Source organism: Alistipes muris, from assembly GCF_943193205.1.
In the GTDB taxonomy this organism is placed as follows: Bacteria; Bacteroidota; Bacteroidia; order Bacteroidales; family Rikenellaceae; genus Alistipes; species Alistipes muris.
In genome coordinates this window covers 1-14158 of record NZ_CALPDD010000009.1, presented here as the reverse complement: position 1 = coordinate 14158, position 14158 = coordinate 1, and the positions used below count along the sequence as shown (strand labels likewise).

At 61.7% G+C, this 14158-nt stretch carries 12 protein-coding genes; 6 read left to right on the top strand and 6 right to left on the bottom strand.

Features of this window, described 5'->3' with window-relative positions; all coding sequences use genetic code 11:
• Positions 1–4: 4 nt before the first annotated feature.
• The 4 genes from xylA (at position 5) to pnuC (ending at position 5984) form a co-directional block, all read left to right on the top strand.
• On the top strand, positions 5–1315 hold the full coding sequence (xylA, locus tag NFR47_RS06255; protein WP_251214715.1) for a xylose isomerase: 1311 nt from the start codon (positions 5–7) through the stop codon (positions 1313–1315).
• 70 nt (positions 1316–1385) lie between these two features.
• Positions 1386–2801, top strand: coding sequence for a D-xylose transporter XylE (xylE, locus tag NFR47_RS06250; RefSeq protein ID WP_251214714.1), 1416 nt, complete (start codon positions 1386–1388; stop codon positions 2799–2801).
• A 321-nt stretch (positions 2802–3122) separates the two neighbouring features.
• On the top strand, positions 3123–5408 hold the full coding sequence (locus NFR47_RS06245) for a TonB-dependent receptor (RefSeq protein ID WP_251214713.1): 2286 nt from the start codon (positions 3123–3125) through the stop codon (positions 5406–5408).
• A gap of 3 nt (positions 5409–5411) precedes the next feature.
• The gene (gene pnuC, locus NFR47_RS06240) at positions 5412–5984 is read left to right on the top strand and encodes a nicotinamide riboside transporter PnuC (RefSeq protein WP_251214712.1); all 573 of its coding nucleotides are present in this window, start codon (positions 5412–5414) and stop codon (positions 5982–5984) included.
• A gap of 54 nt (positions 5985–6038) precedes the next feature.
• Here the strand turns inward: pnuC and NFR47_RS06235 are convergent, their stop codons facing one another.
• On the bottom strand, positions 6039–6422 hold the full coding sequence (locus NFR47_RS06235) for an MmcQ/YjbR family DNA-binding protein (RefSeq protein WP_251214711.1): 384 nt from the start codon (positions 6420–6422) through the stop codon (positions 6039–6041).
• A gap of 73 nt (positions 6423–6495) precedes the next feature.
• Here NFR47_RS06235 and NFR47_RS06230 point away from each other — a divergent pair, with 73 nt between their 5' ends.
• Positions 6496–7071 carry a hypothetical protein gene (locus NFR47_RS06230; protein WP_251214710.1) on the top strand — a complete coding sequence of 192 codons (576 nt, stop codon included), beginning with the start codon at positions 6496–6498 and terminating at the stop codon, positions 7069–7071.
• A gap of 148 nt (positions 7072–7219) precedes the next feature.
• Here NFR47_RS06230 and NFR47_RS06225 read toward each other — a convergent pair whose 3' ends face one another.
• The 5 genes from NFR47_RS06225 to NFR47_RS06205 form a co-directional block, all read right to left on the bottom strand.
• Positions 7220–8188: a diacylglycerol/lipid kinase family protein gene (locus NFR47_RS06225; protein WP_251214709.1), complete on the bottom strand. Its 969-nt coding sequence runs from the start codon at positions 8186–8188 to the stop codon at positions 7220–7222.
• 6 nt (positions 8189–8194) lie between these two features.
• Complete coding sequence (locus NFR47_RS06220; protein WP_251214708.1) at positions 8195–9658, bottom strand: aminoacyl-histidine dipeptidase; 1464 nt, start codon at positions 9656–9658, stop codon at positions 8195–8197.
• Between the two features lie 20 nt (positions 9659–9678).
• A complete protein-coding gene (locus tag NFR47_RS06215; RefSeq protein WP_251214707.1) occupies positions 9679–10635 on the bottom strand; it encodes a PhoH family protein in 957 nt (318 codons plus the stop codon).
• Between the two features lie 3 nt (positions 10636–10638).
• Positions 10639–11229: an outer membrane beta-barrel protein gene (locus NFR47_RS06210; RefSeq protein ID WP_251214706.1), complete on the bottom strand. Its 591-nt coding sequence runs from the start codon at positions 11227–11229 to the stop codon at positions 10639–10641.
• A 77-nt stretch (positions 11230–11306) separates the two neighbouring features.
• On the bottom strand, positions 11307–12458 hold the full coding sequence (locus NFR47_RS06205; RefSeq protein WP_251214705.1) for an MFS transporter: 1152 nt from the start codon (positions 12456–12458) through the stop codon (positions 11307–11309).
• A 250-nt stretch (positions 12459–12708) separates the two neighbouring features.
• Here NFR47_RS06205 and NFR47_RS06200 point away from each other — a divergent pair.
• On the top strand, positions 12709–14158 hold a 1450-nt coding region (locus NFR47_RS06200), incomplete at its 3' end, for a cation:proton antiporter (RefSeq protein ID WP_251214704.1).

Genomic DNA, 14158 nt, shown 5'->3' with positions numbered 1-14158 from the left:
GACTATGGCAAAACAGTATTTCCCCACCGTGGGCAAAATCGCTTTCGAGGGCACGTCCTCGAAGAACCCGATGGCATTCCGCTACTATGAACCCGAACGCGTGGTCAAGGGACGCAAGATGAAGGACTGGCTGCGCTTCTCGATGGCGTGGTGGCACACCCTCTGCGCCGAAGGCGCCGACCAGTTCGGCGGCGGCACGAAGCAGTTCGCGTGGAACGAAGCGGCCTGCCCCATCGAACGCGCCAAGGCCAAGATGGACGCCGGATTCGAGTTCATGCAGAAGATGGGCATCGAATACTACTGCTTCCATGACGTGGACCTGGTGGACGAAGACCCCGACCCCGCGAAGTACGAGGCCAACCTGCGCGAAATCGTAGCCTACGCCAAGCAAAAGCAGGCCGAGACGGGCATCAAACTGCTGTGGGGCACGGCCAACGTCTTCTCGAACGCCCGCTACATGAACGGCGCTTCGACCAACCCCGACTTCGACACGGCGGCCCGCGCGATGCTGCAAATCAAGAACGCCATCGACGCGACCATCGAATTGGGCGGCGAAAACTACGTCTTCTGGGGCGGCCGCGAGGGCTACATGTCGCTGCTCAACACCGACATGAAGCGCGAAAAGGAACACATGGCCCGGATGCTGACGATGGCCCGCGACTATGCCCGCTCGAAAGGCTTCAAGGGCAACTTCCTGATCGAACCCAAACCCATGGAGCCCATGAAGCACCAATACGACGTCGACACCGAGACGGTCATCGGCTTCTTGCGCGCCCACGGCCTGGACAAGGATTTCAAGGTCAACATCGAGGTCAACCACGCGACGCTGGCGGGCCACACCTTCGAGCACGAACTGCAATGCGCCGTCGACGCGGGCATGCTGGGCTCGATCGACGCCAACCGCGGCGACTACCAGAACGGCTGGGACACCGACCAGTTCCCCATCGACCTCTACGAAATGGTGCAGGCCATGATGGTCATCGTGCGCGGCGGCGGTCTGCAAGGCGGCGGCACGAACTTCGACGCCAAGACGCGCCGCAACTCGACCGACCCCGAAGACCTCTTCATCGCCCACATCGCCGCGATGGACGTGATGGCCCGGGCGCTGCTCATCGCAGCCGACCTGCTGGAGAACTCGCCCTACGAAAAGATGCTCGCCGAACGCTACGCCTCCTACGACAAGGGCGAGGGCAAGGCGTTCGAGGAGGGCAAACTGACGCTCGAACAGGCGGCCGAATACGCACGCACCCACGAACCCGCCCAGCACAGCGGCAAGCAGGAACTCTACGAAGCCATCCTGAACATGTACATCTAAACCGGAATCCCGTGTCGGCCGACGGCTCACCGCCGTCGGCCGGCATTTTCATACACCAACCTCGAAACCAATGACTTCAAACACAGAACACGGCAGCCGCACGTACCTGCTCTCCATCGTACTGGTGGCGATCATCGGCGGACTGCTCTTCGGCTACGACACCGCCGTGGTGTCGGGCGCCGAAAAAGCCCTCGAAAACTTCTTCCTCAGCGGTCTGGGCGAGCTCTACACCGCGGGCTGGCACGGATTGACGGCGTCGAGCGCCCTGCTGGGCTGCGTCATCGGCGGCGCGATTTCAGGCCTGCTGGCCTCGCGCTTCGGCCGCAAACGCTCGCTGCTGACAGCGGCGATTCTGTTCTTCATTTCGGCTCTCGGCTCGTGGTGGCCCGAAAGCGGGATACTGCCCTACGGCGAAGCGTCGAAAACGCTGCTGGTGGTCTTCAACTTCTACCGCATCCTGGGCGGCGTGGGCGTCGGACTGGCCTCGGCCGTCTGCCCGATGTACATCGCCGAAATATCGCCCGCCCGAATCCGCGGCACGCTCGTTTCGTGCAACCAGTTCGCCATCATCTTCGGCATGCTGGTGGTCTACTTCGTCAACTACCTCATCCGCAACTCGCTGGGCGAGACGGCCGAAGCCATCCAGACGGCGATGGACGCCATCGGCTGGCGCCGCATGTTCGTGAGCGAAGCGTTCCCGGCCGGGCTGTTCGGCCTGCTGGTGCTTTTCATCCCCGAGACCCCGCGCTTCCTGGCGCTCCGCGGCCGTGACGAAAAAGCCTACTCGATTCTGGCCCATATCAACGGCGCGGCCGAAGCCCGCTCGATTCTGGACGAAATCAAGGCGACGGTCCACGAAAAACGCGAACACATCTTCGCCTATGGCGTTGCGGTGGTCGTAATCGGCATTCTGCTGTCGTTCTTCCAGCAGGCCGTGGGCATCAACGTCGTACTCTACTATGCACCGCGCATCTTCGAGAACATGGGTGCGTCGGGCGACACGTCGATGATTCAGACGGTCGTGATGGGCGTCGTGAACATCATTTTCACGGTCGTGGCCATCTTCACGGTCGACAAGATGGGGCGCAAACCGCTGCTTATCATCGGCTCGGCGGGCATGATGATAGGCATGGCCGCGCTGGCGGCGCTCTCGTTCACCGACTCGATAGGCACGGCGGCGCTGGTCTTCATCATCATCTACACGGCGTCGTTCATGATGTCGTGGGGCCCGATCTGCTGGGTGCTGATTGCCGAAATCTTCCCCAACACCATCCGCTCGCAGGCCGTGGCCATCGCTGTGGCGGCACAATGGATCTCCAACTTCCTCGTTTCGGCGACATTCCCGACGCTGAGCGCGTGGAGCGTGGGCGGCACCTACTGCATCTATGCCCTGATGTCGCTGCTCTCGGCGCTGTTCGTATGGCGCTGGGTGCCCGAAACCAAAGGCAAGACGCTGGAGGAGATGTCGCGGCTGTGGAAGAAATGATTCCTCCGCATACTTGCAACTGACAAACATTCCGGGGCGGCGGCTCCGGAATGTTTTTTTTCGGCAGCGAACGTTCACTGACTGCTAAAACGTTTTAGCAACGGAATTACCGGGGCGGCGGCTCGGAAGAAAACATCCTTCTTGATTTTTAATTCTTGATTTTTAATTCTACCTTTGCACCCGACAATCCAAAGGGGTGCCTTACTATCAGGCTGAGATTATACCCATAGAACCGGATACGGGTAATGCCGAGACCGGGACAAAGCGTAATCAACACCGCATACCCCTTTTCTGTTCGTTAACTTTCTAAAAAGGTTCAACATGAAAAGGTATCTACTACCCATCGCCGTGCTTGCGTTGTGCGGCACAGCAAACGCCATGAACGGCGCATCGGACCGCTCCGGACAACTGCCGGGCGGCGAAATCCGCGAAGAACGGTCCACCGACACGGCACGGCCGGAAGATTCGCTGCGCATGTACCGCTTGCAGGAAATCGAAGTGACGGCCACACGGGCCACCGAATCGACCCCCGTGGCCTATTCGCAGCTGACGCAGGACGAAATCGCCCGCAACAATTTCGGCTTCGACATCCCGTCGCTGCTGGCCCTCTCGCCCTCGGTGATCGCCACCAACGAAACGGGCATCGGCATCGGCGGCACGTCGGTGCGCCTGCGCGGCACGGACGCCCAGCGGCTCAGCGTCACCATCAACGGCGTGTCGCTGAACAACCCCGATTCGCATTCGATGTACTGGTACGACACGCCCGACCTCGTTTCGTCCGTGGGCGACATGCAGATTCAGCGCGGCGCGGGCATTTCGACCAACGGCACCGGAGCGTTCGGCGGCGCCGTCAACATGACCACCGAAGCGCTTTCGACCGACTTCGGCGGCACGGCAGCGCTCTCCTACGGCTCCTACAACACCAACAAACAGGCGGTGCAGCTCTCCTCGGGTCTGCTGGGCGGCCATTGGGCGCTCGACGCGCGGCTCACCCACATCGGCTCGGACGGCTACATCGACCGCGGCTCGACGGACCTGAAGTCCTACATGTTCCAGGCCGGATATTACAGCGGCAGCACGATGCTGAAGCTCGTGTCGTTCGGCGGCAAGGCCAAAACCTATCTGACCTACAACGGCGCGACCAAGGAAGAAATGGCCCTCTACGGCCGCCGCTACCACACCAGCGGCCAGTACCTCACCTCCGACGGGCCGTTCGTGCTGGCCGACGGAACACATGTGGACTACTATGCCGACCAGACCGACAACTACCTGCAAATCAACAACCAGCTGCTGTTCAGCCATCGCTTCAACGACAGGTGGACGATGAACGCCACGGGCTTCTACACCTACGGCTACGGCTTCTACAAACAATACAAGGACGACGCATGGATCGTAGGCTACAACAACCTCGAAGGCCCGGACCAGGCCGACCTGATCCGCCGGAAAATCATGCGCAACCACCTGGGCGGCGTGCAGGCGGCGGCCAACTACGCGTCGCAGCGGCTGGCCCTGACGTTCGGCGGCTCGTACAGCTATTATAGCTGTCCCCACTGGGGCACGCTCGACTGGGTCGACGGCATGCAACCCTCCGAAATCGGCGGCCGCTGGTACGACAACGACGTCGACAAGCACGACGCCAATCTTTTTGTCCGTGCGAACTGGACGGTGACCGAGGGGCTGGACCTTTTTGCCGACCTGCAATACCGCTATGTGAGCTACAAGGCTTGGGGCACCAACGACAACTACGACTGGAACACCTCTGAAATGCAGCCCATCGACGTCGACAAGCAATACCACTTCGTCAACCCGCACGTGGGGCTGAGCTACCGTTTCGCCGGACGCCACACGCTCTACGCGTCGTTCGCCGTGGCGCAAAAAGAACCGACGCGCAACGACTTCACCGACCGCTACATGTTCTCGGACGACGGCGGCTACCCCTCGTCGGAACTGCTCTGCGACTACGAACTGGGCTACACCTACCGTGCGCCGCGCCTGACCGTGGGGGCGAACCTCTACTATATGGACTACAAGGACCAGCTGGTACCCACGGGCATGGTCAACGACGGCGGCGATGCGCTGAACATCAACATCCCGGAGAGCTACCGCTACGGTGCGGAACTCTCGGCCGCCTGGCAGGCGACCCGCTGGCTGACGCTGGGCGGCAACGCCACATGGAGCCGCAACGAACTCCGCCACTACATCGACCGGATGGCCGGCAGCCCGACCTACGGGCAGGACCTCGGGACCAAGAGACTGGCCTACTCGCCCGACTGGATTGCGGGGGCGTTCCTGGACTTCCATGTGCGCGGATTCGAGGCCGTGCTCCGCACGAACTACGTGAGCAAACAATATTTCACCAACGAACAAGTCGACGTGCATTCGATGGACGCCTACTGCGTCACGAATCTGAATCTGGGCTACACCCTGCGCGCAGGCAAGATGCGAAGCGTGCGTTTCGGCGTGATGCTCTACAACCTCTTCGACCAACAATACGAAAGCAACGGCTACGGCTATTCCTACATGGAGGACGGCCGGCGGGTCGACGCGACCTACTACTTCCCGCAGGCGCCGCTGCACGTACTGGCCAACGTAACCGTCAGATTCTAAGCGATGGACTGGAAACTGCTGCTGCAAATCGCCGGGACGGCGCTCGGGCTGCTCTACCTGTGGCTGGAATACCGCGCCGACATCCGGCTGTGGATCGTGGGGCTCGTGATGCCCGTGGTGCACGGCGTGCTCTACTACAAGGCCGGGCTTTACGCCGACTGCTCGATGCAGGCATACTACGTGCTGGCCGGGCTCTACGGCTGGGCCGTGTGGCGCAACGCACCGCGCAAGAAATCGGCGGCCTTGGCCATCAGCCGCACGCCGCTGCGGAAACTGCCCCTGCTGGCAGTCGCCTATGCGGGGCTGCATGCGGCGATCTACTGGCTGCTGGTACGCTTCACCAACAGCACGGTGCCGTTCTGGGACAGCCTCACCACGGCGCTCTGCATCGTAGCCTACTGGATGCTGTCGCGCAAATGGGCCGAACAATGGCTCGTATGGCTTGCGGTCGATGCGGTGACCGTCGGGCTCTATCTGTACAAGGGCATCCCCGTCACGGCCGGGCTTTACGCCCTCTATTCGGCACTGGCCGTAGCGGGCTACGTGCGCTGGCGGCGGCAGGCGGCAGCCCAATGAACGAAGCGTCCCGTCCTCCGGAGGACGGGACGCTGTTTTGTAGAGCGAAAATCGTTATTCGGGCAGTCCGTGCTGCTCGACGTAAGCCGAAATCTCGTCGCGCAAAGCCTTGGGCGTGACATTCTGCCGCAGGACCAGCCGGTAGGAATTGCGTATCTGCTCGCGCAGGAACGCATCGGGCAAGTCGCCGTCGGTGCGCAGGCCGTTCCAATGCTGCTTGTTGAAATGACGCGCCGGGCCGACCTCGGCGTACAACTCGCGCAGGCGCAGCGCCTCGTCGGGCTCGCACTTCACGGCGACGACCCGGAAATCGACCATGTCGGCGCAGGCGTACATCTTGCCGCCGATCTTGTAGACCAGCGTGGTTTCGTCGAACGGAGTGCTCTCCTCCGTCAGGGGCAGCGACAGGCAGTAGTCGCGGAAAGTCAGAACGTCCATACGGCAAAAATAAGCATTTTTTGGCACACGGATTGCTGACGGCAGGAAAGTAAAACCAAAAACCGAGGCAACAATGAAAAAAATTCTCCTCAGCGTATCCCTGCTGGCCGTAGCGGCTGCGGGATTCATGGGCTGCTCGCAACGCCGCCAATGGAACCACGAAGAACGCAAGGCCATGCGCGAAGCCCTGCGCGACTACCGCCAGATGGCCTATCTGAACGACCTGACGGACGACGAATACGTGGTCTTCACGGACGGTGTGGCCACCGACCTGGAAGCCGACTATCCCGTATACACGACCTTCGTACAGATGCCCGGCGTCAACGACACGGTGGACATGGTGGTCGTGACGGCCATCGTCGACGAACTGAACGCCGACGCACGCAACATGCGCCATATCTATCCCTACCCCTACCTGGTAGCGCAGGGCGTACTGCCTGCGGGGCTCGACCACGAACAGCAGCGCCAGTTCTACAACTGCTTCGCCTACAAGGTCAACAGCACCTACCAGACGATGACGCAGTTCTTCAACGCCGTGCTGGCCGACACGACCGACACCTCGCGTATCCGCCGCATCGAAAGCCAGTGCGCCAACGACCTGTTCAACTGGACGGTAACGGAAGTGGACGTAATAGAGACCGTCGACTGAACGACCGCAGCCGAAAACAATACGGCGGGACTTCTCCAAGAGAGGTCCCGCCGTATTGCTGTACGGGCATCGTCGAACAACCCGCAATCCGAAAAATGAATAGTGAATAATTGGTTGGATACTGCAAAAATCATTAACTATTCATTATTCATTGATTTCCGGCGTGCGCCTTGTAGAAATCGGCGCCGACGACGATGCGGACAGCTTTGTGAAGCACCGAAAACTCCAGGGGCGTTTCGCCCAACAACTCGCCGTCGACCTCGACCGACACTTCGGGCGATGATTCGATGCGGATGCGGCTGCCGCGCGCCTGGAGCACGTGGCGGATGCGGTAGATGCCGCCGTTGAACAGATAGCGGAAACGGAACAGGATATGCCAGAAATGGATGGGCCGGATGAGCGACAGGTCGAGCATCCCGTCGTCGGCGACCGCCTCGGGCAGGGGCTGCATGCCGCCGCCGTTGTACTTGCAGATGCCGATGGCGACCGAAAAAAGCAGGTCGTTGTAAATCAGCTTGTCGTCGACCCACACCTTGACGCCCGTGGACTTGTAGCCGAAATAAGAGCGCACGAGCCGCCACGTATAGCGCCAATGGCTCTTGTGGCCCTTTTTCTTCAGATGGGTGAGCTTGCGGATGACGTGGGCGTCGAACCCGGCCCCGGCGACGTTGGCGATATAGCGGCACTGGCGGTACTGCGCCTCCTCGTAGGAGACCACGCCGACGTCCTGCAAAAAAGAATGTTCCTCGCGGATGGCCTCCACAGCGTCGTAGTAACGGTTGGAAATGCCGAACGTGCGGACCCAGTCGTTGCCCGTGCCCACGGCGATGACGGCCACAAGAACCTTGTCGGGCCGCACCTCCTGCTGGATGAAGAGCCCGTTGACCACCTCGTGGAGCGTGCCGTCGCCCCCGACGACGATGATACGTCGGTAACCCTCGCGCACGGCCGTGACGGTGAGCTCCGTGGCGTGGAACTTATGTTCCGTGAAGACGGGTTCGCAGAGGATGTGCGCATCGCGCAGATGCTTGGAAATCTGCGGGAAATGGTCGAGCCCGCGGCCCCCTCCGGCCACGGGATTGACGATGGTGAACCATTTGTTCGCGGAGCTCTCCACCGAACGCTACTTTTGAGGGATGTTGGCCAGCGTGCGCACCAGAAAATCGTAGAACTTCCCGACCGAAGCGATCTCCACCTTCTCGTCGGGCGAGTGGGGATAGCAGATCGTCGGGCCGAACGAAATCATGTCGAGCCCCGGATAGTTGCTGCCGATGATGCCGCACTCCAGTCCGGCGTGGATGGCCGTAACAGCAGGCTTGCGGCCGTAGAGCTGTTCGTAGGAAGCGGTCATCGCCTTGAGAATGGGCGACTTCATGTCGGGATTCCAGCCGTCGTAGCTGCCCGTAAGTTCGGTTTCGGCCCCGGCGAGCGCAAAGACGGCGGCGATGGCCTGGCCCAGCGCTTCCTTCTCGCTGCGGACCGAGCTGCGGAGCAGGCACTGCAATCGGATGCTCCTGCCGTCGGAAACCACGCGCGCAAGGTTGGTCGAAGTCTGCACGAGCCCCGGCATGGCCACCGACATGCGCACCACGCCGTCGGGACAGCCGACCACGGCCTTGACGAGCTTCGACGCCGCATCGGCCGGAATGACCCCGGCGGGCGCCTCGCACGCTTCGAGCCGGACCGCGATGGAATCCTCGATTCCCTCGAACTCGGCGATGACGGTCTTTTCGTAGGCGGCCACCGCATCGGCAAAAGCCTTATGGCCAGCCGCAGGAATCAGCACGACGGCTTCGGCTTCGCGCGGGATGGCGTTGCGCAGACCGCCGCCGTCGACCGACGCGAGCACGACTCCGAACTTCTCAGCCTGGGCGTTGAGCAACCGGAAAAGCAACTTGTTGGCGTTGGCGCGCTGGGCGACAATCTGGATGCCCGAATGGCCGCCCTTGAGCCCCTTGACCGAGAGCCGGGCCGCCTTGAAATCGCCCGCAGGCGCAGGAACCTCGGCGTAACGGAAAGTCATGTTGGCGTCCAGACCGCCGGCACAGCCGACGTACAGCTCGCCCTCGGTCTCGGAATCGAGGTTCAGCAGGATGTCGCCCTGCAAAAGCCCGGCTTTCAACCCGAAAGCTCCGTCCATGCCGGTTTCCTCGGTCGCGGTGAAGAGCGCTTCGAGGGGCCCATGAACGAGCGTATCGTCCTCAAGGACAGCCATGATGGCCGCCGCCCCGATACCGTTGTCGGCGCCCAGGGTCGTGCCGTCGGCCGTGACCCACCCGCCGTCGACATAGGCGTCGATAGGATCGGTCGTGAAATCGAATTGCTTGTCGTTGTTCTTCTGCGGCACCATGTCGAGGTGGGCCTGCAAAATCACCCCCTTGCGGTTCTCCATGCCGGGCGACGCGGGCTTGCGGACATAGATGTTGTGGGCCTCGTCCTCGCGGCATTCGAGCCCGAGCGAACGGGCGAAATCGAGAACATAACGGCGGATTTGCTCCTCGTGCGACGAGGGGCGCGGGATGCGGACGATTTCGGCGAAATGCTTCCAGACGAGCGCGGGTTGGAGCGCGGATAAGTTTCTGTCCATAAAGGTATCGGTTTTACAATTCATTCTTCGTTTTTCGCCGAGCGGTCGAACGCCTCGACGATCTGCTTGACGAGCTCGTGACGCACGATGTCGCGGCGATCGAACTCGACGATGCCGATTCCCCGGACGGAACGCAGAATCTCCATGGCCCGGACCAGGCCGCTGTCGGTCTTGTGCGGCAGGTCGATCTGCGTGACGTCGCCCGTGACGATGAAGCGCGCGTTGCGCCCCATGCGGGTAAGGAACATCTTGATTTGCGATAAGGTGGTGTTCTGCGCCTCGTCGAGGATGACGAACGCATTGTCGAGCGTGCGGCCGCGCATGTAGGCCAACGGCGCGATCTGCACAGCGCCCTCCTCCATGAGTTTCTGAAGCCGCGCAGGCGGAATCATGTCGTTCAAAGCATCGTAGAGCGGCTGAAGGTAGGGGTCGAGCTTCTCTTTCATGTCGCCGGGCAGGAAACCCAGCTTCTCGCCCGCCTCGACGGCCGGACGCGTCAGAATGATGCGCCGCACCTGCCGCTCCTTGAGCGCCCGCACGGCCAACGCGATGGCGGTATAGGTCTTGCCCGACCCGGCAGGCCCCACGGCGAACAGCAGGTCGTTATGACCGAACAGCTCGACCAGCCGCTGCTGGTTGACCGTCCGGGCCCGGACGATGTTGCCGTTGTTGCCGTAGACGATGACGTCCTTGTCGATGGGCCCCTCGTGCGAGAGGGACGACCCGGCGAAACACTGGTCGACGACCTGCGCCGAAACGTGCCCGTACTTGAGGTAATAGGCCGTGAAGCCCTCGAACCGCTTGCGGAACTGCGCCGTCTCGGCGTCGGAACCGAGAACCTTGAGCGTGGAGCCGCGCGCGACGATCCGCAACGACGGATGCAACGCCTTTATCTGGTCCAGATAGACGTTCTGCGGGCCGTAGAGTTCGCGGGGGTCGACCCCCTCGACCGGAATTTCCCTGCCGACCTCGGTCATGGGCTAAAAGAGGTAACCGACGTTGAGCGCAACGTTGTAGGTGCGCAGCTTGTCGAGTTGGCTGCCGTCGGGCAGAACGACGTTGCTCTTGCCCTTGAACTGGCCGTTGTAGCGCAGGTCGATGGTCAGGTGCTTCAAAAGCGTGGCCCCGACCCCGGCCGAATAAGAGAGCGTAGGACGCACGCGCCCGAAATCGAGCCGGTCGCCCTCTTGCTTCTGCTTGCAGCTGTTGACCACCGTGAAGACCGGACCGGCGAAGATGCGCAGGAAACGGATGGGCCGGAACGCCACCAGCACGGGGATGTCGACCGAATTGGACTTGAGGTCGATTTCGTCGCTCCCCTCGGGCTTGATGCGCAACCCCTGCCGCACGTAGAAAATCTGCGGGTCGAGCGACACCCAGCCGAATTTGAGCGAAGTGACGATACCCACCTGCCAACCGAGCTTGTTCTTGATGTCGGTGGTCGCCATGTTGGTCTTGTAGTCGGGGACGTTGATACCGGCCACGGCCCCGTACTCCACTTTGAGCGGCTGGGCCGAAGCGGCTACGGCCGCCGAAGCGAACAAAAGAGTGAAGAAGATTCTGCGTAACATAAACGATGAACTTTGCAACTGATATTTTACGGATTCTTCGGCTTGTGCCTTGGAATCGCATTTTTCATTCTTAATTCTTAATTTTTAATTCGCAGTCTGAATGCCGCCCAAAGCATGTAGGCGATGCAGGCGGCGACGAAAAGCATCCCCATGTGAGGATTGCCCGCCGCGCGGACGAGGGCCCCGCAGACGGGACCCGACAAGGCCCCGGCCGAAATGGCCATGATCATCAGTCCGGCCACTCCGTTGGCATGGTCGGGCTCGGCCTTGGTGGCCACGGCGTAGAAAGTGGCGAAGACGCAGGCCATGGCGAAGCCCAGCAAGCCGACGGCGGCATAAATCGCGGTCTCGTTGCGCACGAAAAGCAACAGGACGACCAACGCCAGCGCCCCGGCCATGTTCCAGCGCAGGTATTTCACGTCGGAATAACGCAGCAGCACCCACGCGCCGACGAGCGTGCCGACAATGCGGCAGGCGTAAAATCCGGTGGTGGTGAGGATGGACGAGGGGTTGTCGATAAGCCGCACGGAGAGGAACCCGATGCCGACGTCGGCCGCGATGAAGCAGGCGACGCCCAGCGTGGCGAGCAGCACGGACGGATTACGCAACAAACGGAAGCAGTCGGCCAGCCCGGCGGCGCGGGTCCGGCTCTGCGGCTCGGGAACGGCGGTCAGCTGCAACCACACGCCCCCCACGACGGTCAGCACGGCATAAATCGGCAGGAGCCAGCGCCACGACCCTGTGGCGGCGACAAGCGCGGTGACGATGGGAGCGAGCAACAGCAGCGAAGTGTTGCGGAAAATCTGCCCGACGGTCAGATAACTGGTCATCCGCCCGCCGGGAACGATGGTCGCCAGCAACGGGTTGACCGCCACCTGCACGATGGTGTTGCCGATGCCCAGCAAACCGAATCCGGCGAAGTACCAGCCCAGCGCGCAGCCCTCCCCGGCGAAGAACGGCACCAGCAGCCCCACGCAGGTAAAGGCGTAGCCCAACAGAGCGGTGGCCTTGCGCCCGATGCGGTTCATCAATGCGGCGACGGGCGCCGAGAGCACCAGAAACCACAGAAAAACCATCGTCGGCAGAAAACTCACAGCCTCCTGCCGGGCCGCGGGAAACCCGGCGGCGATGCGCCCGCTGATGGGAGCCACGATGTCGCAGAATCCCATGATGAAAAAACCCGCCAGAACGGGCGCCAGCAGGCGTTTGCTTACCTTTTCGTCGTTCATTTCAACCGTTTAGGAAATTCAAAGTTACATTTTTTTCGGAAAAACCGCCCCGCGAAGCCCGAAAAAATTGCGGCATCCGCCCTGCGGCCCGTACCGGACCACCCAAAAATCCGGCCGGAAAGGTCCGGCGAAGCAGCGCGCCGGCACATTTTTCCGCCCCGCGGACGCGGCGGTTCCGGCAATTATCGCTATATTTGTCTCCGACAACGCGGGACGCGCCGGCCCACGGCGCCCGGCCCGCCCATACCGAATGACACCGCAAACCATCCTACCGCTGATTACCCTGCCGCTCGAGGACCCGATTCTCAAGTTCATGCTCATCATGGCCATCGTGCTGGGCGCGCCGCTGCTGCTCAACCGGCTGAAAATCCCCTATCTGCTGGGGCTTATCATCGCCGGGGCCGTCATCGGGCCCAACGGGTTCAACCTCGTGCTGCGCGACAGCAGCATCATTCTGTCGGGCACGGCGGGCCTGCTGTACATCATGTTCCTCTCGGGACTGGAAATGGACATGAACGACTTCAAGCGCAACGGCTGGCGCAGCGCGGTATTCGGGCTCTACACCTTCGCGGTACCCATGCTGTTCGGCATCGTGGCGGGCCATTATATTTTAGGGTATTCGCTCTACTCGTCCATCCTGCTGGCGGGACTTTTCGCGTCGCAGACGCTTATCGCCTACCCCATCGTGAGCCGGCTGGGCATCACGCGGGACCGGGCTGTGACTATTGCCGTAGGCGGCACGATCATCACCGACATCCTGGCGCTGATGGTGCTGACGGTAGTGGTGGGGCTCGCGACAGGCCAGGCCGACACGGGATTCTGGTACCGCTTCGGCGCTTCGGTCGTGGCGTGCGTGGCGGCGATTCTGCTGCTGTTCCCGATCATCGGCCGCTGGTTCTTCAAACGGTGCAGCGACAACGTTTCGCAATACGTATTCGTGCTGGTCATGGTATTCTTAGGAGCCTACCTCGCCCAGCTGGCGGGGCTCGAACCCATCATCGGCGCCTTCCTGGCGGGACTGGCCATGAACCGGCTCATTCCCGGGACCTCGCCGCTGATGAACCGCATCGAATTCGTGGGCAACGCCATCTTCATCCCGTTCTTTCTGATAGGCGTGGGGATGCTCATCGACTACCGCGCGTTCTTCAAGAGCTGGGAGAGCATCGAAGTGAGCATCGTCATGATCGTCATGGTGACGGCGGCCAAATACATAGCGGCCTGCCTGACGCAGAAGACCTTCCGGCTGAGCCGCGACCAGCGCACGCTGCTCTTCGGACTGAGCAGCGCCCATGTGGCGGCGACGCTGGCGGCAGTGATGGTGGGCTACAACGTGGTATTGGGCCGCACGCCCGAGGGCGAACCCATCCGCCTGCTGAACGAAGCGGTACTCAACGGCACGATTCTGATGATACTGGCGACCTGCACGATTTCGACCTTCGCCTCGCAGCGCGGCGCCCACAACATCGCCATCAAAGGGGCGCAGGGGCCGGGCGAACGCACGACGGGCGAACACGTGCTGATCCCGGTATCGCGCCAGGAAAAAATCGCCGAGCTGGTGGGGCTGAGCATCGCGCTGACCAAGCAGAAGTACCGCAGTCTCTACGCGCTGAACGTCATCGACAACCAGAGCGACGACCCCGAACTGAAAAAACGCTCGCAGAGCCTGCTCGAAACAGCCGTGACGGCCGCGGCCGCGGCCG

Coding starts and splice junctions, on each gene's coding strand:
- xylA (WP_251214715.1), top strand. CDS start 5: ATGGCAAAACAGTATTTCCCCACCGTGGGCAAAATCGCTTTCGAGGGC.
- xylE (WP_251214714.1), top strand. CDS start 1,386: ATGACTTCAAACACAGAACACGGCAGCCGCACGTACCTGCTCTCCATC.
- NFR47_RS06245 (WP_251214713.1), top strand. CDS start 3,123: ATGAAAAGGTATCTACTACCCATCGCCGTGCTTGCGTTGTGCGGCACA.
- pnuC (WP_251214712.1), top strand. CDS start 5,412: ATGGACTGGAAACTGCTGCTGCAAATCGCCGGGACGGCGCTCGGGCTG.
- NFR47_RS06235 (WP_251214711.1), bottom strand. CDS start 6,422: ATGGACGTTCTGACTTTCCGCGACTACTGCCTGTCGCTGCCCCTGACG.
- NFR47_RS06230 (WP_251214710.1), top strand. CDS start 6,496: ATGAAAAAAATTCTCCTCAGCGTATCCCTGCTGGCCGTAGCGGCTGCG.
- NFR47_RS06220 (WP_251214708.1), bottom strand. CDS start 9,658: ATGGACAGAAACTTATCCGCGCTCCAACCCGCGCTCGTCTGGAAGCAT.
- NFR47_RS06215 (WP_251214707.1), bottom strand. CDS start 10,635: ATGACCGAGGTCGGCAGGGAAATTCCGGTCGAGGGGGTCGACCCCCGC.
- NFR47_RS06210 (WP_251214706.1), bottom strand. CDS start 11,229: ATGTTACGCAGAATCTTCTTCACTCTTTTGTTCGCTTCGGCGGCCGTA.
- NFR47_RS06205 (WP_251214705.1), bottom strand. CDS start 12,458: ATGAACGACGAAAAGGTAAGCAAACGCCTGCTGGCGCCCGTTCTGGCG.